Origin of the sequence: Enterobacter sp. JMULE2, assembly GCF_013337145.1 — a bacterium.
Lineage (GTDB): Bacteria > Pseudomonadota > Gammaproteobacteria > Enterobacterales > Enterobacteriaceae > Enterobacter > Enterobacter mori.
In genome coordinates, this window is record NZ_SGWD01000010.1 from 212,304 (window position 1) to 231,240 (window position 18,937).

General features: G+C 55.4%; 17 protein-coding genes. 7 read left to right on the top strand and 10 right to left on the bottom strand.

What is annotated here, in order from left to right; translation table 11 throughout:
• Nucleotides 1-76 precede the first annotated feature (76 nt).
• Nucleotides 77-1,360, bottom strand: a complete 1,284-nt coding sequence (locus EXW94_RS01895) for a YeaH/YhbH family protein (protein WP_010430062.1) — start codon at nt 1,358-1,360, stop codon at nt 77-79.
• Nucleotides 1,361-1,433: 73 nt separating this feature from the next.
• A complete protein-coding gene (gene yeaG, locus EXW94_RS01900) occupies nt 1,434-3,368 on the bottom strand; it encodes a protein kinase YeaG (protein WP_042717518.1) in 1,935 nt (644 codons plus the stop codon).
• 433 nt (nt 3,369-3,801) lie between these two features.
• On the opposite strand from yeaG, the gene EXW94_RS01905 reads away from it, so the two are divergent.
• Nucleotides 3,802-4,548: a MipA/OmpV family protein gene (locus EXW94_RS01905; protein WP_174339363.1), complete on the top strand. Its 747-nt coding sequence runs from the start codon at nt 3,802-3,804 to the stop codon at nt 4,546-4,548.
• An 83-nt stretch (nt 4,549-4,631) separates the two neighbouring features.
• Here the strand turns inward: EXW94_RS01905 and EXW94_RS01910 are convergent, their stop codons facing one another.
• Both EXW94_RS01910 and gapA read right to left on the bottom strand, forming a co-directional pair.
• Complete coding sequence (locus tag EXW94_RS01910; protein ID WP_174339364.1) at nt 4,632-5,516, bottom strand: D-hexose-6-phosphate mutarotase; 885 nt, start codon at nt 5,514-5,516, stop codon at nt 4,632-4,634.
• A 74-nt stretch (nt 5,517-5,590) separates the two neighbouring features.
• Nucleotides 5,591-6,586: a glyceraldehyde-3-phosphate dehydrogenase gene (gene gapA, locus EXW94_RS01915; protein ID WP_010430074.1), complete on the bottom strand. Its 996-nt coding sequence runs from the start codon at nt 6,584-6,586 to the stop codon at nt 5,591-5,593.
• A gap of 341 nt (nt 6,587-6,927) precedes the next feature.
• On the opposite strand from gapA, the gene msrB reads away from it, so the two are divergent.
• Both msrB and EXW94_RS01925 read left to right on the top strand, forming a co-directional pair.
• The gene (gene msrB / locus EXW94_RS01920) at nt 6,928-7,341 is read left to right on the top strand and encodes a peptide-methionine (R)-S-oxide reductase MsrB (RefSeq protein ID WP_010430078.1); all 414 of its coding nucleotides are present in this window, start codon (nt 6,928-6,930) and stop codon (nt 7,339-7,341) included.
• 41 nt (nt 7,342-7,382) lie between these two features.
• Nucleotides 7,383-7,655, top strand: coding sequence for a YeaC family protein (locus tag EXW94_RS01925; RefSeq protein ID WP_108416785.1), 273 nt, complete (start codon nt 7,383-7,385; stop codon nt 7,653-7,655).
• A gap of 51 nt (nt 7,656-7,706) precedes the next feature.
• Here EXW94_RS01925 and EXW94_RS01930 read toward each other — a convergent pair whose 3' ends face one another.
• The 4 genes from EXW94_RS01930 to sppA form a co-directional block, all read right to left on the bottom strand.
• A complete protein-coding gene (locus EXW94_RS01930) occupies nt 7,707-8,960 on the bottom strand; it encodes a glycoside hydrolase family 18 protein (RefSeq protein ID WP_174339365.1) in 1,254 nt (417 codons plus the stop codon).
• Between the two features lie 214 nt (nt 8,961-9,174).
• Nucleotides 9,175-9,816, bottom strand: a complete 642-nt coding sequence (gene pncA, locus EXW94_RS01935; RefSeq protein ID WP_174339366.1) for a bifunctional nicotinamidase/pyrazinamidase — start codon at nt 9,814-9,816, stop codon at nt 9,175-9,177.
• A 9-nt stretch (nt 9,817-9,825) separates the two neighbouring features.
• Nucleotides 9,826-10,842 (bottom strand): asparaginase, encoded by a 1,017-nt coding sequence (ansA, locus tag EXW94_RS01940; RefSeq protein ID WP_174339367.1) that lies wholly within the window; start codon nt 10,840-10,842, stop codon nt 9,826-9,828.
• Nucleotides 10,843-10,904: 62 nt separating this feature from the next.
• Nucleotides 10,905-12,761, bottom strand: a complete 1,857-nt coding sequence (gene sppA / locus EXW94_RS01945) for a signal peptide peptidase SppA (RefSeq protein WP_100166984.1) — start codon at nt 12,759-12,761, stop codon at nt 10,905-10,907.
• A gap of 167 nt (nt 12,762-12,928) precedes the next feature.
• On the opposite strand from sppA, the gene EXW94_RS01950 reads away from it, so the two are divergent.
• From EXW94_RS01950 to EXW94_RS01960, 3 genes are all read left to right on the top strand, one after another.
• The gene (locus EXW94_RS01950) at nt 12,929-13,480 is read left to right on the top strand and encodes an NAD(P)H nitroreductase (RefSeq protein ID WP_010430090.1); all 552 of its coding nucleotides are present in this window, start codon (nt 12,929-12,931) and stop codon (nt 13,478-13,480) included.
• Between the two features lie 116 nt (nt 13,481-13,596).
• Nucleotides 13,597-14,640 (top strand): selenide, water dikinase SelD, encoded by a 1,044-nt coding sequence (gene selD, locus EXW94_RS01955; RefSeq protein ID WP_174339368.1) that lies wholly within the window; start codon nt 13,597-13,599, stop codon nt 14,638-14,640.
• Nucleotides 14,641-14,644: 4 nt separating this feature from the next.
• Nucleotides 14,645-16,558: a DNA topoisomerase III gene (locus EXW94_RS01960; protein ID WP_174339369.1), complete on the top strand. Its 1,914-nt coding sequence runs from the start codon at nt 14,645-14,647 to the stop codon at nt 16,556-16,558.
• Between the two features lie 116 nt (nt 16,559-16,674).
• On the opposite strand, the gene gdhA is transcribed toward EXW94_RS01960, so the two are convergent.
• Entirely contained in the window at nt 16,675-18,018 is a 1,344-nt protein-coding gene (gene gdhA, locus EXW94_RS01965; RefSeq protein WP_174339370.1) for an NADP-specific glutamate dehydrogenase, read from the bottom strand.
• A gap of 228 nt (nt 18,019-18,246) precedes the next feature.
• Between gdhA and EXW94_RS01970 the strand changes: the two genes are divergently transcribed.
• On the top strand, nt 18,247-18,519 hold the full coding sequence (locus tag EXW94_RS01970; protein WP_174339371.1) for a YnjH family protein: 273 nt from the start codon (nt 18,247-18,249) through the stop codon (nt 18,517-18,519).
• Here the strand turns inward: EXW94_RS01970 and EXW94_RS01975 are convergent.
• Nucleotides 18,479-18,895 (bottom strand): pyrimidine (deoxy)nucleoside triphosphate diphosphatase, encoded by a 417-nt coding sequence (locus tag EXW94_RS01975; protein ID WP_221549711.1) that lies wholly within the window; start codon nt 18,893-18,895, stop codon nt 18,479-18,481. The two genes, EXW94_RS01970 and EXW94_RS01975, sit on opposite strands and share 41 nt — an antisense overlap.
• Nucleotides 18,896-18,937: the final 42 nt, after the last annotated feature.

The following is an 18,937-nucleotide window of genomic DNA, read 5'->3' on the forward strand; positions in this document are numbered from 1 at the left end:
CATTTGCAGCTTGCTAGATTATCACGGGATGAACGGGGTCGAAAGAAAACAGCCAGCGGATTCGCTGGCTGCTGGGTTATGCATTGCTGGTGGCAGACTGCTTGTGGAACAGCTCCCGGAATACCGGATAGATATCATCCTGATCGCGGATATGCTGCATGGCAAAGTTATCGAACATCGACTGCAAATGTTCATACTCCCGCCACAGAGTCTGGTGCGCGCGGCGGGTGATTTCGATATAGCTGTAGTAACGCACGACGGGCAGAATTTTCTTCGCCAGAATTTCATGACACAGCGGCGAGTCGTCTGCCCAGTTATCGCCATCCGACGCCTGCGCGGCATAGATGTTCCACTGCGCCGGGTCATAACGCTCTTTCACCACTTCATCCATCAGCTTCAGGGCGCTCGATACAATGGTCCCACCGGTCTCTTGTGAGTAGAAGAACTCGTGTTCATCCACCTCTTTCGCCTGAGTGTGGTGGCGGATATAGACCACCTCCACGTTCTTATAGGTTCTGCTCAGGAACAGGTAGAGCAGAATATAAAAACGCTTCGCCATATCTTTGGTGGCCTGGTCCATTGAACCGGAAACGTCCATCAGACAGAACATCACCGCCTGGCTGGATGGCTCTGGACGTTTTTCGTAGTTCTTGTAACGCAGGTCAAAAGTATCAATAAACGGCACGCGGTCGATTTTTGCCCGTAGCTCGGCAATCTCTTTGCGCAGGCGCTCCTCTTCCAGCAGTTGCGCCGGTTCCGTGTTTTCCACGACCTTCAGGCTGGTTTCCAGCTCGCGCAGTTCACGTCGTTTACCTGCTGTCATCGCCGTCCGTCGCGCCAGTGAGTTCTGCAGCGAACGCACGACGCTGATATTGGCGGGCACGCCGTTTGCGGTATAACCCGCGCGATGGGTTTTGTATTCGTTAAGCTGGCGGTGCTGGTTCTTTTTCAGATTAGGTAGCGCCAAATCCTCAAACAGCAGGTCGAGATATTCATCTTTCGAGATCTGGAAGACAAATTCATCCTGACCTTCACCGTCCTGGCTGGCTTGTCCCTGACCGCTTCCAGAACCGCCGCCACCGCCTTGTGGACGCTCGATTCGGTCATTCTGAACAAAGTGATCGTTACCTGGGTGGACGCGATGGCGCAGACCGCCTCGCCCCTGATGAAACATCGGTTCGCTGATGTCATCAGTGGGGATGGAGACAGACTCGCCGCTGTCTACGTCAGTCACCGAGCGTTTGTTGATGGCCTCGGAGATCGACTGTTTAATTTGCGCTTTATAACGACGCAAGAAGCGCTGGCGGTTCACCGTGCTCTTGTTTTTGCCGTTAAGACGCCGGTCAATAAACCAGGTCATATACCCCCCGTACTGCATTTGCCAACTTGCATTTTGTAGGCCCGGTAAGCGTGAACGCTACCGGGCACTTGTTTTAAGACGATTTGCGCACGCGCAGGTACCATTCGCAGAGCAGGCGGACCTGTTTGCGGGTATAGCCTTTCTCCATCATACGGTCGACAAAATCGTCGTGCTTTTTCTGCTCGTCGGTTGAGGTTTTGGCGTTAAACGAAATAACCGGCAACAGCTCTTCGGTATTGGAGAACATTTTTTTCTCAATGACCGTGCGCAGTTTTTCGTAGCTGGTCCAGTTCGGGTTACGCCCGTTGTTATGCGCTCTGGCGCGCAGGACGAAGTTGACAATCTCATTACGGAAGTCTTTCGGGTTGCTGATACCGGCAGGCTTCTCAATTTTTTCCAGTTCCGCGTTCAGGGATTCACGGTCAAACAGCTGGCCGGTATCCGGGTCGCGGTACTCCTGATCCTGGATCCAGAAGTCAGCATAGGTGACATAACGGTCGAAAATGTTCTGCCCGTATTCTGAATAGGATTCCAGGTAGGCGGTCTGGATCTCTTTGCCAATGAACTCGGCGTATTTCGGGATCAGGTAGCCTTTCAGGAACTCAAGGTAGCGTTCAGCCTGCTCCTGCGGGAACTGCTCGCGCTCGATTTGCTGCTCCAGGACGTAGAACAGATGCACCGGGTTGGCCGCCACTTCCGCATGGTCAAAGTTAAAGACGCGGGAGAGGATCTTAAACGCGAAACGCGTGGACAGACCGTTCATCCCCTCGTCGACGCCAGCGTAATCGCGGTACTCCTGATAGGACTTCGCTTTCGGGTCGGTGTCCTTCAGGCTTTCACCATCATAGACGCGCATTTTCGAGTAGATACTGGAGTTTTCCGGCTCTTTCAGACGCGACAGAATGGAGAAGCGAGACAGCGTTTCCAGCGTTCCCGGTGCGCAAGGTGCGTGCACCAGCTCACTGTGGTTAAGCAGTTTCTCGTAAATTTTGATCTCTTCCGAGATCCGCAGGCAATAAGGCACTTTGACAATGTAAACACGGTCGAGGAACGCCTCATTGTTTTTATTATTACGGAAGGTGACCCACTCAGATTCGTTGGAGTGCGCCAGAATGATGCCGTTAAACGGCAGGGCGGAAATACCTTCCGTCCCGTTGTAGTTCCCTTCCTGGGTGGCGGTCAGCAGTGGATGCAGCACTTTAATCGGTGCTTTAAACATCTCGACGAACTCCATAATCCCCTGGTTTGCACGGCACAGGGCGCCGGAATAGCCATAGGCATCCGGGTCGTTTTGCGCGTGATGTTCCAGCTTACGAATATCGACTTTACCGACCAGGGCCGAAATATCCTGGTTGTTCTCGTCGCCGGGCTCCGTTTTGGCGATGGCAATCTGTTCCAGAATTGACGGCCAGACTTTGACGACGCGGAATTTGGTAATATCGCCACCAAACTCGTGCAGGCGTTTTGCCGCCCACGGTGACATAATCGTGCCGAGATAGCGATGCGGGATGCCAAACTCTTTATCAAGGATCTGCGCATCTTCCTGCGGATTAAACAGGCACAGCGGATGGTCATTGACCGGGCTGCGTTCCCCGTTGGCACTCAGCACGTAAATCGGCACGCGTTGCATCAGCGCTTTAAGGCGCTCGGCAAGCGACGATTTACCGCCACCCACAGGACCCAGTAAATAGAGGATCTGCTTCTTCTCTTCCAGACCCTGAGCAGCATGCTTCAGGTAGGAGACGATCTGCTCGATGGCATCTTCCATGCCATAGAACTCTTCAAACGCCGGATATCGGGCGACAACCCGATTCGAAAAGAGACGGGAAAGCCGTGGCTCCAGGGCAGTATCAACCATGTTAGGCTCACCAATAGCCATCAATAGCCGTTCTGCCGCATTGGCATAGGCACTGCGATCTTGCCGACAAATGGTAAGAAACTCCTGCAGTGTGAACTCTTCGTCCTTGGCAGCTTCGTAGCGCTGGCGATAGTGATCGAATATATTCATGGCATGCCGTCCTTTCGTTTTTTAGCACAGGATAAGAGCCGTTCGTATGAGTAGTGGAGGCTCCCGGAAGAGAATTTCTCGCACCTCACTGCCAGAGCAGCAACCTGTGTGCCAGGTCAGACGCTAAGAAGTGCGGGGGTGTGCAGCAAAATCTCTTCTTAAATTAAAGCGTAGATGGCATTTGCAAAACTTGCATGCTGAGAAAATCTAATTTCAATGACATATCAATAACTCATCCAAAAATTCCCACGTGCGTAATAAGGCGAAGCCGCGTTTTTCATTCAGGGTTCACATAAATGAAAGCAGCCTGTCATCTGAAAAGTAAAAAATAACGGGTTAATCAGACTCATTAGTCAGCAAAAAATTTTGGGATGAACGGGAATGGCGGTTACACTTCACCCGCTGATTATTTGACTACAGGAAAGAATGGATTGTGACCAAACTCAAACTTCTGGCATTGGGCATCCTTGCCGCTACCGCAGTGAACACCGCACAGGCAGAAAGTCAGTGGACTGTTGGCGCGGGCGCGGGTGTCATTAACAGCCCGTACAAACAGTATGACCGCGACGTGTATCCCGTTCCCGTTGTCACCTATGAAGGCGATAACTTCTGGTTCCGTGGCCTGGGCGGCGGCTACTATCTGTGGAACGATACGGCTGACAAGCTGTCGATCATGGCGTATTACGATCCGACGCACTTCAAGCCAGGTGACAGCGACAGCAACGCGCTTCGCCAGCTGGACAAGCGCAGAAGCTCGCTGATGGCGGGTCTTTCTTACGTACATAATACCCAGTATGGCTTCCTGCGTACTGCGCTGGCGGCGGATACGCTCGACAACAGCAACGGCTTTATCTGGGATCTGGCGTGGCTTTATCGCTACACCAACGGTGCGCTGACGCTGACGCCGGGCATTGGTGTGCAGTACAGCAGCGAGAACTACAACGACTACTACTACGGCGTCTCTAAAGCTGAATCTCGCCGTAGCGGTTTGAACAGCTACAGCGCGGATGATGGCTGGGATCCGTACCTGGAGCTGACCGCGAGCTATAACTTCCTCGGTGACTGGAATGTCTACGGTACTGGCCGTTACTCCCGCCTGAGTGATGAAATCAAAGATAGCCCGATGGTCGACAAATCCTGGGCAGGCATCTTCTCTGTGGGTGTGACCTACAAGTTCTGAGTGCGCATCATTAGCGTGCATTCTGTGCATCAAAACGGGGCGCTTGCGCCCCGTTTGTTTTATTTTGGTGCGGCAGAACAGTATTAACGTTTCACAATCTTAATCGTCTGGCCTAAACGGGACGGTTTTTCTTCGCTTGCTTTCTGCGGCGTGCTCACGCAAGCGGTTTCTACGCAAACAAAGGTTTTATAACCGTCATCTGTTACGTCCGCCATGCTGACAGAAAGCGCCGGGCCTGGGTTCCAGCCGACTACGTCGCTGTGATGGTGATGAACCACTTCAATACCGCGATTCAGGGCACCGTCATGGATCACGCTGCACGCTTCAGGATGCTGGTAAACGCGGTCGGTACGATCGGGGAACGTTTGCACGCCGTCGCTCAGTTTGCCCTGCTGCGCGTTATCCACCTTGTCGATAAAGGTATCACCAAGACCGCTCACTTTTACCGCGCTAATATCACCCACGTTGAAATAGGTGTGCAGGGCTGACGTGGTTTCAAACTCGCCATGGGCTTCCAGCTCAATTTCGCAGGTTTTCGCCAGCTTGAAGCGGGCATAAAGGGTGAAATCGTGCGGCCACAGGGCGCGAGTTTCATCGTTTGCCTGCAGTTCAAAGGTCAGCACCGCGCCGTTATCATCTTCGTTGTGTGCTTTCAGCGTCCACTGTTGATTACGGGCAAAACCGTGAGACGGCAAACCCGGTTGCGCGGAAGGGCCGAACCACGGCCAGCAGATCGGTACGCCGCCACGGATCGCCGCCCCTTTTTTGAATGAGGTCGCATCGCTCAGCCATAAGCCTTCCACTTCTCCTTCCGGTTTCCAGGAGAGCAGGTGAGCGCCGTTCAGCGCCACGGACGCTTTCACGCGCGGATGGTCTACAACGATAATATCAGCACCGTCGATCTGACGGCGGGAGAGCACAGGGGTAAGTTGTTCGACTACCGGAAGTGCAAAAATTTTATTAATCATTAAGCAATCCTCTGTCTTAAAACAATAAAAAAGGCGACCGAAGTCGCCTTTTTGGATCAAACACTCATCTCAACTTATTTGGAGATGTGAGCGATCAGGTCCAGTACTTTGTTAGAGTAGCCGGTTTCGTTGTCGTACCAGGAAACCAGTTTAACGAAGTTGTCGTTCAGTGCGATACCAGCTTTAGCATCGAACACGGAAGTGCACACTTCGCCGTTGAAATCGGTAGATACAACGTCGTCTTCGGTGTAACCCAGAACGCCTTTCATTGCGCCTTCGGAAGCAGCTTTGATTGCTTTCTTAATTTCTTCATAAGAAGCAGCTTTTTCCAGACGAACGGTCAGGTCAACAACGGATACGTTAGGTGTTGGAACGCGGAACGCCATACCAGTCAGTTTACCGTTCAGCTCTGGCAGTACAACGCCTACAGCTTTAGCAGCACCGGTAGAAGATGGGATGATGTTCTGAGCTGCGCCACGGCCGCCGCGCCAGTCTTTGTGAGACGGGCCATCAACAGTTTTCTGAGTAGCGGTAGTTGCGTGAACGGTGGTCATCAGGCCTTCAACGATACCGAAGTTGTCGTTGATAACTTTAGCCAGTGGAGCCAGGCAGTTGGTGGTGCAGGATGCGTTGGAAACGATGTCCTGGCCAGCGTATTTTTCGAAGTTAGCACCACGAACGAACATTGGGGTGTTGTCTTTGGAAGGACCAGTCAGAACAACTTTCTTCGCACCAGCGGTGATGTGTTTACGTGCGGTTTCGTCGGTCAGGAAGATACCGGTAGCTTCAGCTACAACGTCAACACCAATTTCGTTCCATTTCAGGTTAGCTGGGTCTTTCTCAGCAGTAACGCGGATGGTTTTACCGTTAACAACCAGGTGGCCGTCTTTCACTTCAACGGTGCCGTCGAAACGACCGTGAGTTGAGTCGTACTTCAGCATGTACGCCATGTATTCAGCGTCCAGGAGATCGTTGATACCAACGATTTCGATGTCAGAACGTTTCTGAGCAGCACGGAAAACAATACGGCCGATACGGCCAAAACCGTTGATACCTACTTTGATAGTCATATATTCCACCAGCTATTTGTTAGTGAATAAAAGGTTGCCTGTAAAATTACAAAAACCTTACGCAGCGTCAAGCGGAATCGTGTCAATCATTGCGACAAATCAATCCTGTGACTAACGTTTGTGCGACTGACTCGCCTCACTTTCCCTTTGAGCTAGCAACCACATGGGGGCTGCGGCCGGAATTTTAAAGGCCTCGCAGGATAAAAATGTGAAACAGATCACAATTGCCTGACCGCCTTTTCGCGACACATAAGTTTAGAACAAAAGTGCACGCAAGGGTGTTAATGTTTTGTTAGAATTCGGGTCAGAAGATGTCTGTTTCTACAGCGAGATGTAAGCATATGTCGAACCAACGTAACCCCGACGATTTGAAAAAAAACCTCACAGAAATGCAGTTTTACGTGACGCAGAACCACGGAACGGAACCGCCATTCACCGGGCGTTTACTGCACAACAAACGAGACGGCGTCTACCACTGCCTGGTGTGCGATGCGCCGCTGTTTAATTCGCAAACAAAATATGATTCAGGCTGTGGCTGGCCGAGCTTTTACGAGCCGGTGAGCGATGACGCGATCCGCTATCTGACGGACTCCTCGCACGGCATGGTACGCACTGAAATTCGTTGCGGAAACTGTGATGCGCACCTCGGGCATGTCTTCCCTGATGGGCCTCAGCCAACGGGTGAGCGTTTTTGCGTGAATTCAGCCTCGTTAAGCTTCACTGATGACGAAAATGGCGATCACACTAAAGGTTGAAAAATCGATTCAGCAAATTATTCCTTTAAAAGGGAGACATCATGAATATTGATGACATGATTAGCGGTATGACACCGGAGGTTTATCAGCGTCTGGTGACGGCCGTTGAACTGGGAAAATGGCCAGATGGTGTGGCGCTCACCCCGGAGCAAAAAGAGAACAGCCTGCAGCTGGTGATGCTGTGGCAGGCGCGCAATAATACCGACGCGCAGCACATGACGATCGACACCAGTGGACAGATGGTGATGAAGAGCAAGCGCGAGCTGAAAGAAGACTTCGGCATCACGCCGAAGCCGATTGCGACTTTCAAATAATGCTCTCTGTGTAGGCCGGGTAAGCGTTAGCGCCACCCGGCACACTACACCTTAGTGTGGGATCCCGAGCGACGCCGCCAGCTGCTTCGCTAACTGGTTGTTGTCGTCCGCGCCGTACTCCCAGAACATCGCCCCTGCCAGACCTTTCTCTTTGATGTAGTCCGCTTTGATGGCAACGGAACGCGGGTTCTCATAGGAAATCGCAAACAGCGCCTTCCCGTCGGCAGAATTCACCGACAGCCACGGCACCTTAGCCTGGTCATCCCAGTGCTCAGTAAAGCGCTTCTGCGGATCGTTCAATAGCTTCTTCACGATATCGTTGTACTTCACGTAGGTATCTTTGGTCAGGTCATAGCCGAGTGACGTGAACAACCCGATCTCCTGAGGTCCGAAGTAGGGCTGGGTCACCGGATTTTTTTGCGCATCCGGTTTCGTCCAGTCGATCCCCGGCTCGACGGCGCGTTTCGGCACGCGGCCATAGAAACCGATCCCGAGGTTCATCTGCTGTGGCTTCAGCCCGGCGGCCAGATAATTGTTCACCACAAAATCGACGCTGTATTTATCGGCCGCGGCAACCGTCGGCCAGGTGCTGGAGTCATACAGGTTCGCGTTGAAATACTGCGTCCCGTACGCCATGTCGTAGGTCATCAGGTTGATGTAGTCGAGCAGCGGGGCGATAGCTTTGACATCCACCCAGCTTTTCGGACTTTCCGCATTCGCGCCTACCGCTATAGTGACCAGTTTTTTCTGCCCGAACGCCTCACGCATCTCTTTCAGCAGCGCGGTGAAGTTATCCCGGTCGGCAGGCGTGCTGGCAACCAGCCCCCACGCGCCGTTGACCGGATACTCCCAGTCGAGGTCGATCCCGTCCAGACCGTATTTATCGACGATCTCCTGCGCAGAGCGGATAAACACCGCGCGCGTCTCTTTAGTCGCCGCTGCGCCAGAGAAGCCACGCGCCCCCCAGCCGCCAACAGAAAGCAGCACTTTGAGGTTCGGGTTTTGTTTACGCAGGGTCGGGATGAGGGCCAGATCGGAGGCGACTTTTGGCGATAGCCAGATCTGATGCAGCTTTGCCGGATCTTTTAGGGCGGCGTTGGTTTCATCTTTCTCATCGTTATAGACAAGGCCAAACGAGTAGTTCAGGTGGGTGATCTGGCGAACGTCCAGCTTATTGATGTCGCCACCCGGTCCGGCGGTGACATCGCCACCCCCGTTAAAGTAGCCTACGGACATCAGGGTACTGGCGGAGGCAACTGACGCGCAAACCAAGGGTAATGCTGCCAGCAAGGGCAAACGTTTCATACAAGTTCCTCTTTGACTTAATAAAAGTAACCACGCCACAGAAAGGCGTGGCGAAAAAACAGCCTGAAAAGAATAGCATTGCCGCTTCGCTGAGGATGCGAGGGAGTTCACTTTATGGGGATTGGGGAAGAAATGCCGGGTGGCGGCTGCGCCTTACCCGGACTACGGGGAAAGGTAGGCCGGGTAAGCGTCAGCGCCACCCGGCTAAAAAGGCTTACGCCTGCGTTTCCAGCCAGTCTTCCAGCGTATACAGCGTCGCGCCTTCGGCGGCCATATCCATAAACGCCTGGGCGCTGTCCTGCGGGTTAATGTTCACCCCGCGGCAGCCGTCGGTGATGACGCTGACGGTATACCCCAACTGGAGCGCGTCCAGCACGGTAAACTTCACGCAGTAATCCGTCGCCAGGCCCAGCACAATCAGCTCCGCGATTTCGTGGTGACGTAACCATGCGTCCAGCGCCGTTTTCTGGCGATGCCCGTTATCAAAAAACGCGCTATAGCTGTCGATAGTCGGGTTTTCCCCTTTATGGAACACCGCATCGATGGCCTTATGATTCAGGAGCGGATGCAGCTCCGCGCCTTCCGTCTGCTGTACACAGTGATCCGGCCAGAAGGTTTGCGCCAGCCCGTCGAGTTCACCCTGGGTGAAGGGCGCAACGTCGTGCTGGCTGGCAAAACTGCCGTGGTTCGCCGGGTGCCAGTCCTGGCTTGCGACAACCGCCTCACCGCGGGCTTTGCACCAGTCAATTAGCGTATTCGCCACATCAACGGTGCTGTCACCTTCCGCGACGGCCAGCGCGCCGCCCGCGCAGAAATCATTTTGCAAATCGACCAGTAACAGGGCGCGTTGCTTCATGTGGCCTCCTTATTCGTCCGGGGTCAGCTCGCCGCGCAGGTTTTGCATCATCGCGCTACGAATGGACTGGATGTCCAGACCCTGGCTCAGTAAATAGTGAAGTTTAGTCAGCGTTGCCTCAACGGTCATATCGAAGCCGCTGATGACTCCGGCATGTGCGAGCGCGTTGCCGGTAGCGTAGCCGCCCATGTTCACCTTGCCGGACATACACTGGGTCAGGTTCACCACCACGATCCCGCGCTCGCTGGCTTCCTGAAGCTCTTTCAGGAATTCGCCGTTCTGCGGGGCGTTGCCGACGCCGTAAGAGCGCAAAATCAGCGCTTTCACTGGCTGACGCAGGAAGTTACGTACCACGTCCGCAGAGATCCCAGGGTAAATCGTCACCACGCCAATCGGTTGTGGGGTAATCGGGTGCACAATCAGCTCACCGGCGGTGTTCGGCGCAGGCGGCGTGCCCAGACGACGGATATGAATACCCGCCTCCAGCAGCGGCTGCAGGTTAGGTGAGGCGAAAGCGTCAAAGCCGTCGGCGTGCGCTTTGGTAGTGCGGTTCCCGCGATACAAACGGTTATTGAAGAACAGAGACACTTCATTAATCGGATAATTCGCCGCAACGTACAGTGAATTAAGCAGGTTGATCTGCCCGTCCGAGCGTAGCTCCGCCAGCGGGATTTGTGAGCCGGTGACGATAACCGGCTTGCCCAGATTCTCCAGCATGAAGGAGAGCGCGGAAGCGGTAAACGCCATGGTGTCGGTGCCGTGCAGGATCACAAAGCCGTCGTACTGGTCGTAATGGGCTTTAATATCATCCGCGATGTGCTGCCAGTCTTCCGGCGTCATGTCGGAGGAGTCCATCAGCGGCTCGTATTCGTGGATGGTAAAGTCAGGCATTTCCGGGCGGTGGAATTCAGGCATCAGTGCAAGCTGACGCTGCAGGTGGCCGGAGACAGGAATATAGCCGTTTTCAGAGCGCTGCATCCCGATGGTACCGCCAGTGTAGGCTACATAAATCGATTTCTTCTGCATGGGTGTGAGTTCTTGTTCTTCAAAAGAAAAAATCCCCTCTTCGCGGGAAGAGGGGACGGTTTTTAACGGACGTTCGCGCAGGTCAGGCAAAACGCGTAACGACTTTGTGGATCATTAAAGGCCGCGAGCTTATCGCTTTCCGCCTTCATCGCTTTCGCCGCCGTGGCAACAGGCGCAGGCAGGTAAGCCTGCAGCGCCTCCGGCAGCATGGCGCGAACGGAAACGGACATGCTGTCCATCACCATATCGAAGAACGACGGCTCGTCCTGATAATACTCAACGTGCCACTGCTTGAGCTTCGCCAGTTCGGCCGCTTTCTTAACGGCGTCGTCAAAGTCACCCAGACTGTCGACCAGACCGTTGTTCTTCGCGTCCTGTCCGGTCCAGACGTGGCCCTGCGCAATCTGATCAATCTGTTCTGGCGTCTTTTTACGCGAGTCGGCAACCAGCGTGATAAAGCGCTTGTACCCGTTTTCAATGCTGAGCTGCATCATCTCAGAGACTTCAGGCGGCAGAGATTTCGTCACCGACACATCCGCCAGCGGAGACGTGGAAACGCCATCGGTATGCACGCCCAGATAGTCCAGACTGTTTTCAACAGTATTGATCACCCCGAAGATGCCGATAGAGCCGGTCAATGTGCTTGGGTTGGCGACAATGTAGTTCGCTGGCGTCGAGATCCAATACCCGCCCGATGCGGCCATTCCGCCCATTGATACCACCACCGGTTTGCCAGCGGCGCGAGCCGCGGCCAGTTCCGCGCGGATCACCTCAGAAGCGCTCACGCTGCCGCCCGGGCTGTTTACGCGCAGAACAATCGCCTTCACTTTCGGGTCAAGGCGCGCATCGCGGATTTGCGATGCGGTGGTGTCCCCGCCAACGTTCCCCGGGGTCTCCTGTCCGTCCATGATAGCGCCGTTAGCAAATACCACGGCAACGCTGTCGCCGGTCTCATCCGGTTTTTTTGCTGCGTAGTCATACATGCTGATGGCGCTGAAGTTTTTATCCTCTTTGCTCCAGCCAAACTGTTTGGTCAGCGCTTTTTCGACATCCGCACTGGAGCCCAGCGCGTCAACCAGCTTGTTGTCGAGCGCATATTTCGCGGTATCGCCGTCAACCTTACGCAGCCCGTCCAGCATGCCGCGCGCGCCAGGGAAGACCTGTTCAGCGGTAATCTGACGGTTGGCGGCAATGGTGCCGAGATAGTTCTGCCACAGTTCGCCAATCCAGCGGCTGTCCGCTTCACGGGCAGCAGGGGACATATCGTCGCGGATAAACGGCTCAACCGCAGACTTATAGGTACCGACGCGGAAGACGTGGGTGGTGACTTTCAGCTTGTCGAGCAGCGACTTGTAATACAGCCCATTGGTGGCAAAACCATGAAGGTCGACCGTACCCTGCGGCGAGAGCCAAATTTTATTGGCAAAGCTCGCCAGATAATATTGCCCCTGGCTGTAGCTGTCGCCCACGGCAATCACCGGTTTGCCACTGTCGCGGAACTCGCGCAGCGCTTTACCGATGTACTGCATGGAAGGCTGATCGCCTCCGGCAAAATCTTTCAGATCCAGCACGATCCCGGTGATGTTGCGGTCGTCTTTGGCCTGACGAATGGTATCGACGATATCGAACAGGGAGTTTTCCTGCAGACGGTCGGATGTTGCGCCAAACAACTGGCGGCCAATCACGCCCAGACGGTTGCTGGTAGAAGGTTTATCAACGATGACGCCGGTGATGTCGAGTAACAGCGCCCCGCGGGTCGAATGTTGAGCCTGGTTGGCGTTGCTGATGTGCATCCAGACGCCTACGCAAACCAGTACCAGGAAGATGAAAAAGATGTTCATCACCAGGTTGCGGACGAAGTTGAGCAGTCGCCACGTCCATTTAAAGAAACCGGCAAAGATTCGCCAAAGGGTTCGCATGTATTCTCCCTAACCAGAAAATGACTGTTTCCGTCGCCACGTGACGGTAATGTTGGGCTATCGTAATGACCCAACCGCCACTTGTCAGCAGGAATCGCCTGACACGCTGTAACAAAATCTGCCGTCGTGTTAATTTTGTGAGTAAATTTCAAGAAAGGAGTTAACCAATGGATGCACTTGAACTGCTTGTTAACCGCCGTAGCGCGTCGCGTCTGGCCGAGCCTGCTCCAGCGGGCGAGCAGCTGGAAAACATTCTGCGTGCGGGCCTGCGCGCGCCGGATCATGGCACGCTCCAGCCCTGGCACTTCTTTGTGATTGAAGCCGAAGGCCGCGACCGCTTCAGTGCGTTACTGGAAAAAGGCGCGGTTGCTGCTGGTCAGGATGAGAAAGGGATTGATAAAGCCCGCAGTGCGCCTTTCCGCGCGCCGATGATCATCGCTGTCGTGGCGAAATGTCAGGCCGACCATAAGGTGCCGGTCTGGGAGCAGGAAATGTCCGCAGGCTGCGCGGTAATGGCGATGCAAATGGCCGCCGTCGCGCAGGGCTTCAATGGCATATGGCGCACCGGACCGCTGACCGAGAGTTCGGTCGTGCGTGATGGCTTTGCCTGTGGTGAGCACGATAAAATTGTCGGCTTCCTCTATCTTGGCACCCCGCAGCTTAAAGCCTCCAGCACCATCAGCGTGCCGGACACCACGCCTTTCGTCAGCCGTTTCTGATAACCCGCGCTAAACTGTCTGGATTCTGAGCATCCGCCGCAGAATTCAGACAGTCATACTTACCTCTTTATGGAATGAGCGCTACCATAGCGCGATTGAGATGACAGGAGACGTCCATGAGCGAGCAAACCATTCGTTTAACGCAATACAGCCACGGAGCCGGTTGCGGTTGTAAAATTTCCCCGAAAGTGCTGGAGACCATCCTGCACAGCGAACAGGCGAAGTTTGTCGACCCGAACCTGCTTGTCGGTAACGAAACGCGTGACGATGCAGCGGTTTATGACTTAGGTAACGGCACCAGCATTATCAGCACCACTGATTTCTTTATGCCGATTGTCGATAACCCGTTCGATTTCGGGCGCATTGCGGCGACTAACGCCATCAGCGATATCTTCGCGATGGGCGGTAAGCCGATCATGGCGATTGCCATTCTGGGTTGGCCGATTAACACCATTCCACCTGAGATTGCCCGCGATGTGATTGCGGGCGGGCGCTTTGCCTGTCAGCAGGCGGGGATTGCCCTGGCCGGTGGTCACTCTATCGATGCGCCGGAGCCGATCTTCGGCCTGGCCGTTACGGGCGTGGTACCGACCGAGCGCGTGAAGCGCAACAGCACCGCGCAGGCGGGCTGCAAGCTGTTCCTCACCAAGCCGCTGGGCATTGGCGTACTCACCACCGCCGAGAAAAAATCCCTGCTGAAGCCCGAGCATGTGGGTCTGGCAACGGAAGTGATGTGCCAGATGAACCTCGCGGGTGCGGCTTTCGCCAACATCGACGGCGTGAAGGCGATGACCGACGTGACCGGTTTTGGTCTGCTGGGGCACCTGAGTGAAGTCTGCCAGGGCGCTGGCGTTCAGGCGCAGGTCTGGTATCAGGACGTGCCGAAGCTGCCGGGCGTGGAAGAGTATATTGCTCAGGGCGCGGTGCCGGGCGGTACCCAGCGCAACTTCGCCAGCTACGGTCACCTGATGGGCGAGATGCCTGAAGCGTGGCGCAACCTGCTGTGCGATCCGCAAACCTCCGGCGGCCTGCTGCTGGCGGTTACGCCGGGATCCGAAGCCGACGTTCAGGCGACCGCCGCTGAGTTTGGCATCACCCTGACGGCGATCGGCGAGCTGGTGACCGCGCGCGGCGGCCGACCGATGATTGAGATCCGTTAATTCGATGCGGTTGTTTATTGCCGAAAAGCCGAGCCTGGCCCGCGCCATTGCCGATGTGCTGCCTAAACCGCATCGCAAAGGCGACGGCTTCATCGAATGCGGTAACGGGCAGGTGGTCACCTGGTGTATTGGTCACCTGCTTGAGCAGGCGCAGCCGGATGTCTACGACAGCCGCTATGCCCGCTGGAACCTGAACGATCTGCCCATCGTGCCGGAAAAATGGCGCCTGCAGCCCCGGCCTTCGGTCACCAAACAGCTCAACGTGATCAAGCGCTTCCTGCATGAAGCGGCTGAAATCGTGCATGCGGGTGACCCGGACAGGGAAGGGCAGCTCCTGGTCGATGAAGTGCTGGACTACCTGGAGCTGGCGCCGGAAAAGCGTCAGCAGGTGCAGCGCTGTTTAATTAACGACCTCAACCCGCAGGCCGTCGAGCGGGCAATCTCGCGCCTGCGCGCCAACAGCGAGTTTATTCCACTGTGCGTTTCGGCTTTAGCCCGCGCCCGCGCCGACTGGCTGTACGGTATCAATATGACTCGCGCCTACACCATCCTCGGGCGCAACGCGGGCTATCAGGGCGTGCTCTCCGTGGGCCGCGTGCAGACGCCGGTGTTGGGGCTGGTGGTTCGCCGTGATGAAGAGATTGAAAACTTCGTCGCCAAAGATTTCTTTGAAGTGAAAGCGCATATCGTCACCCCAAAAGACGAGCGCTTTACCGCCGTCTGGCAGCCGAGCGACGCCTGCGAGTCATACCAGGATGAAGAGGGGCGTCTGCTCCATCGTCCGTTGGCCGATCACGTGGTTAACCGCATTACCGGGCAGCCCGCTATCGTCACCAGCTATAACGATAAACGGGAATCAGAACCCGCGCCGCTGCCATTTTCGCTCTCTGCACTTCAGATTGAGGCGGCCAAAAAGTTTGGCCTGAGCGCGCAGAACGTACTGGATATCTGCCAAAAGCTCTACGAAACCCATAAGCTCATCACCTATCCGCGTTCGGACAGCCGCTATCTGCCGGAAGAACACTTTGCCGGACGCCACTCGGTGATGAACGCCATCGGCGTGCATGCGCCGGATCTGCTCCCGCAGCCAACGGTCAACCCGGACACCCATAACCGCTGCTGGGATGATAAAAAGGTGGATGCCCACCACGCGATTATCCCGACGGCGCGTGCCAGCAGCGTCAATCTGACCGAGAACGAAGCGAAGGTGTACAACCTGGTCGCCCGTCAGTACCTGATGCAGTTCTGCCCGGACGCGGTGTTCCGTAAATGCGTCATTGAGCTTGAGATTGCCAAAGGCAAGTTTGTCGCCAAAGCGCGTTTCCTTGCGGAAGCGGGCTGGCGCACGCTGCTCGGTAACAAAGAGCGCGACGAGGAGAACGACGGCACGCCGCTGCCGGTTGTCGCTAAAGATGACGAGCTGCTGTGCGAGAAGGGCGAAGTGGTTGAACGTCAGACCCAGCCGCCGCGCCATTTCACCGACGCGACGCTGCTTTCCGCCATGACCGGGATCGCCCGTTTTGTGCAGGATAAAGATCTGAAGAAGATCCTCCGCGCCACCGACGGTTTGGGTACGGAAGCAACCCGCGCGGGGATTATCGAGCTGCTGTTTAAGCGTGGTTTTCTCGAGAAAAAAGGGCGCTATATCCATTCGACAGAGCCGGGCCGGGCACTGATTCACTCCTTGCCAGAGCTGGCCGCGAGGCCGGACATGACCGCGCACTGGGAGTCGGTGCTGACGCAGATCAGCGAGAAGCAGTGCCGCTATCAGGACTTTATGCAGCCGCTGGTCGGGACGCTTTACCAGTTGATCGATCAGGCGCGCAGCACGCCGGTGAAAACGTTCAGAGGGATGGTTGCACCCGGTGGTGGCGCGAAGAAAACGTTTAAAAAGAAAAAGAGCGCGGCAGCCTCTTAAACCGTAGGCCGGGTAAGGCGCAGCCGACACCCGGCGAAAAGCAGCTCTGCGGCCTTAAAAAAGCCCGGTGGCGCTAACGCTTACCGGGCCTACAAGGGTGAGAATGCAGCGAAAGCTTAAATCACGCCCTGCCCAATCATCGCATCCGCCACCTTCACGAACCCGGCGATATTCGCCCCGCGCACGTAGTTGGTTTGCGATGCTTTACCGCCGTACTCCACGCAGGCATGGTGAATATCCAGCATGATGTGGTGCAGGCGCGCATCCACTTTCTCCGCTTTCCAGCCCATACGCGCGGCGTTTTGCGCCATCTCGAGGCCGGAGGTCGCCACGCCGCCCGCGTTAGCGGCCTTGCCCGGCGCAAACAGCACGCCCGCGTCCAGGAACAGGTCCGTCGCGTCGATGGTGGTCGGCATATTCGCCCCTTCAGCTACGGCTTTCACGCCGTTGCTAATCAATGTACGCGCGGCTTCAACATCCAGCTCGTTCTGCGTTGCGCACGGCAGGGCGATATCCACCGGCACGCCCCACGGCTGTTTCCCTTCCAGGTAGGTCAGGCCAAACTCTCGGGCATAATCTGCCACGCGACCGTCGCGGCTGGCTTTGATTTCACACAGGCGCGCCAGTTTCTCCGCCGTGAAGCCCGCTTCATCCACCACCGTGCCGCTGGAATCAGAGGCGGTTACCACGCGAGCGCCAAACTGCATCGCTTTCTCAATAGCGTACTGCGCCACGTTACCGGAGCCGGACACCGCGACGCGCATCCCTTCAAAACCTAATCCGTGACGCTTGAGCATAGCTTCGGTGAAGTAAACCAGGCCGTATCCGGTCGCTTCCGGGCGGATCAGACTCCCGCCAAACGACAGCCCCTTGCCGGTAAAGACGCAGGCGCTGTTATTAGAGAGTTTTTTCATCATCCCGGCCATAAAGCCCACTTCACGTCCACCGACGCCGATATCACCGGCAGGAACGTCGGTGTCAGGACCAAGATGACGATACAGTTCGGTCATTAGCGCCTGGCAGAAGCGCATCACTTCGCCTTCGCTTTTGCCTTTCGGATCGAAATCGCTGCCGCCTTTCCCGCCGCCCATCGGAAGCGTGGTGAGGGCGTTTTTAAAGGTCTGCTCGAAGCCGAGGAACTTCAGAATCGACAGGTTTACGGACGGGTGGAAGCGCATGCCGCCCTTAAACGGGCCAATGGCGGAGTTAAACTGTACGCGCCACGCACGATTGACTTGCACCTGATTGCGATCGTCAACCCATGTCACGCGGAATTGGATCACGCGTTCTGGCTCGACAAGGCGTTCAAGCAGAGACATCTGACGGTAGCGCGGATTTTGTTCAAGGAAGGGCCACAGCGTGGTCATCACTTCACGAACGGCCTGCGCGAACTCGCTTTGGTGCGGGTCGCGCTGCTGAACATGGGCAAGGAAACTTTCCAGAGTGCGTGTCTGATCCATAGATATAAGAACCTCTTATAGTAATTTATGTGTGTTGCTTATGCGATTTGTGTTGTTTTTTTGACTATACCACCCGTACCGCTTTGTGAGGCAAGCAGAAATGTGTGCCGAAAGGGAAATTCATGAGAGAGGGCGGGTCATAACCAAAAGCGATGACGAGATAAATTAAAGGTTCTGCTCAGGTTTACCGTTATAGTCAATATCAGGACACAACAGGAAGACAAGTCGATGAACCGTTACGTGATGACCGCGTTATGTTTGATGTTTACCGCTGGCGCTCAGGCTGACCGCATTCGCCCGGATGTGGAAGTGAACGTGCCGCCAGAGGTTTTTAGCTCCAGCGGCCCGCGCGCGCAGCCGTGCAATCAGTGCTGCATCTATCAGGATCAAAACTATTCTGAAGGGGCGGTGGTTAAAGCGGACGGTGTTTTACTGCAGTGCCAGCGTGATGAACGCACCATTAGCACGAATCCGCTGGTCTGGCGTCGCGTAAAAGAATAAAGGCCTCCAGCAGCGGAATATCCGCCGGGGCTAAGTCGTAGGCGAACGCCTCTTCCGGCGTACACCACACCAGCGCGCTGTGGTAGTGCGCCGTGAGCTCTCCACTGAAGACGGGAACATGCCAGGCGTGCAGGTTGATTAATCGCTGCGACACTTCGCGCTGGTGGCTTGCCACGTAGTGCGCAGGCTGAGCCTCAATACCCAACTCTTCACGCAGTTCGCGGATCAGCGCCTCGGGCTGGGTTTCACCGGCTTCGACTTTCCCGCCTGCAAATTCCCACATTCCCGGCTGGTCGGCGTGGGCAGGGCGCTGCGCCAGTAAAATGTTGTCGTCTTTTTCGATGATGGCGGCAACGACATCGAGTGTTTTCAGCATGGTCGTCAATAATTGTTAGCAAAAAAAGACATATTATCGTGC

Coding starts and splice junctions, on each gene's coding strand:
- EXW94_RS01950 (WP_010430090.1), top strand. CDS start 12,929: ATGGATGCACTTGAACTGCTTGTTAACCGCCGTAGCGCGTCGCGTCTG.
- EXW94_RS01975 (WP_221549711.1), bottom strand. CDS start 18,895: ATGCTGAAAACACTCGATGTCGTTGCCGCCATCATCGAAAAAGACGAC.
- gapA (WP_010430074.1), bottom strand. CDS start 6,586: ATGACTATCAAAGTAGGTATCAACGGTTTTGGCCGTATCGGCCGTATT.
- EXW94_RS01910 (WP_174339364.1), bottom strand. CDS start 5,516: ATGATTAATAAAATTTTTGCACTTCCGGTAGTCGAACAACTTACCCCT.
- EXW94_RS01960 (WP_174339369.1), top strand. CDS start 14,645: ATGCGGTTGTTTATTGCCGAAAAGCCGAGCCTGGCCCGCGCCATTGCC.
- EXW94_RS01895 (WP_010430062.1), bottom strand. CDS start 1,360: ATGACCTGGTTTATTGACCGGCGTCTTAACGGCAAAAACAAGAGCACG.
- gdhA (WP_174339370.1), bottom strand. CDS start 18,018: ATGGATCAGACACGCACTCTGGAAAGTTTCCTTGCCCATGTTCAGCAG.
- sppA (WP_100166984.1), bottom strand. CDS start 12,761: ATGCGAACCCTTTGGCGAATCTTTGCCGGTTTCTTTAAATGGACGTGG.
- EXW94_RS01925 (WP_108416785.1), top strand. CDS start 7,383: ATGAATATTGATGACATGATTAGCGGTATGACACCGGAGGTTTATCAG.
- yeaG (WP_042717518.1), bottom strand. CDS start 3,368: ATGAATATATTCGATCACTATCGCCAGCGCTACGAAGCTGCCAAGGAC.
- EXW94_RS01970 (WP_174339371.1), top strand. CDS start 18,247: ATGAACCGTTACGTGATGACCGCGTTATGTTTGATGTTTACCGCTGGC.
- EXW94_RS01930 (WP_174339365.1), bottom strand. CDS start 8,960: ATGAAACGTTTGCCCTTGCTGGCAGCATTACCCTTGGTTTGCGCGTCA.
- ansA (WP_174339367.1), bottom strand. CDS start 10,842: ATGCAGAAGAAATCGATTTATGTAGCCTACACTGGCGGTACCATCGGG.
- msrB (WP_010430078.1), top strand. CDS start 6,928: ATGTCGAACCAACGTAACCCCGACGATTTGAAAAAAAACCTCACAGAA.
- selD (WP_174339368.1), top strand. CDS start 13,597: ATGAGCGAGCAAACCATTCGTTTAACGCAATACAGCCACGGAGCCGGT.
- pncA (WP_174339366.1), bottom strand. CDS start 9,816: ATGAAGCAACGCGCCCTGTTACTGGTCGATTTGCAAAATGATTTCTGC.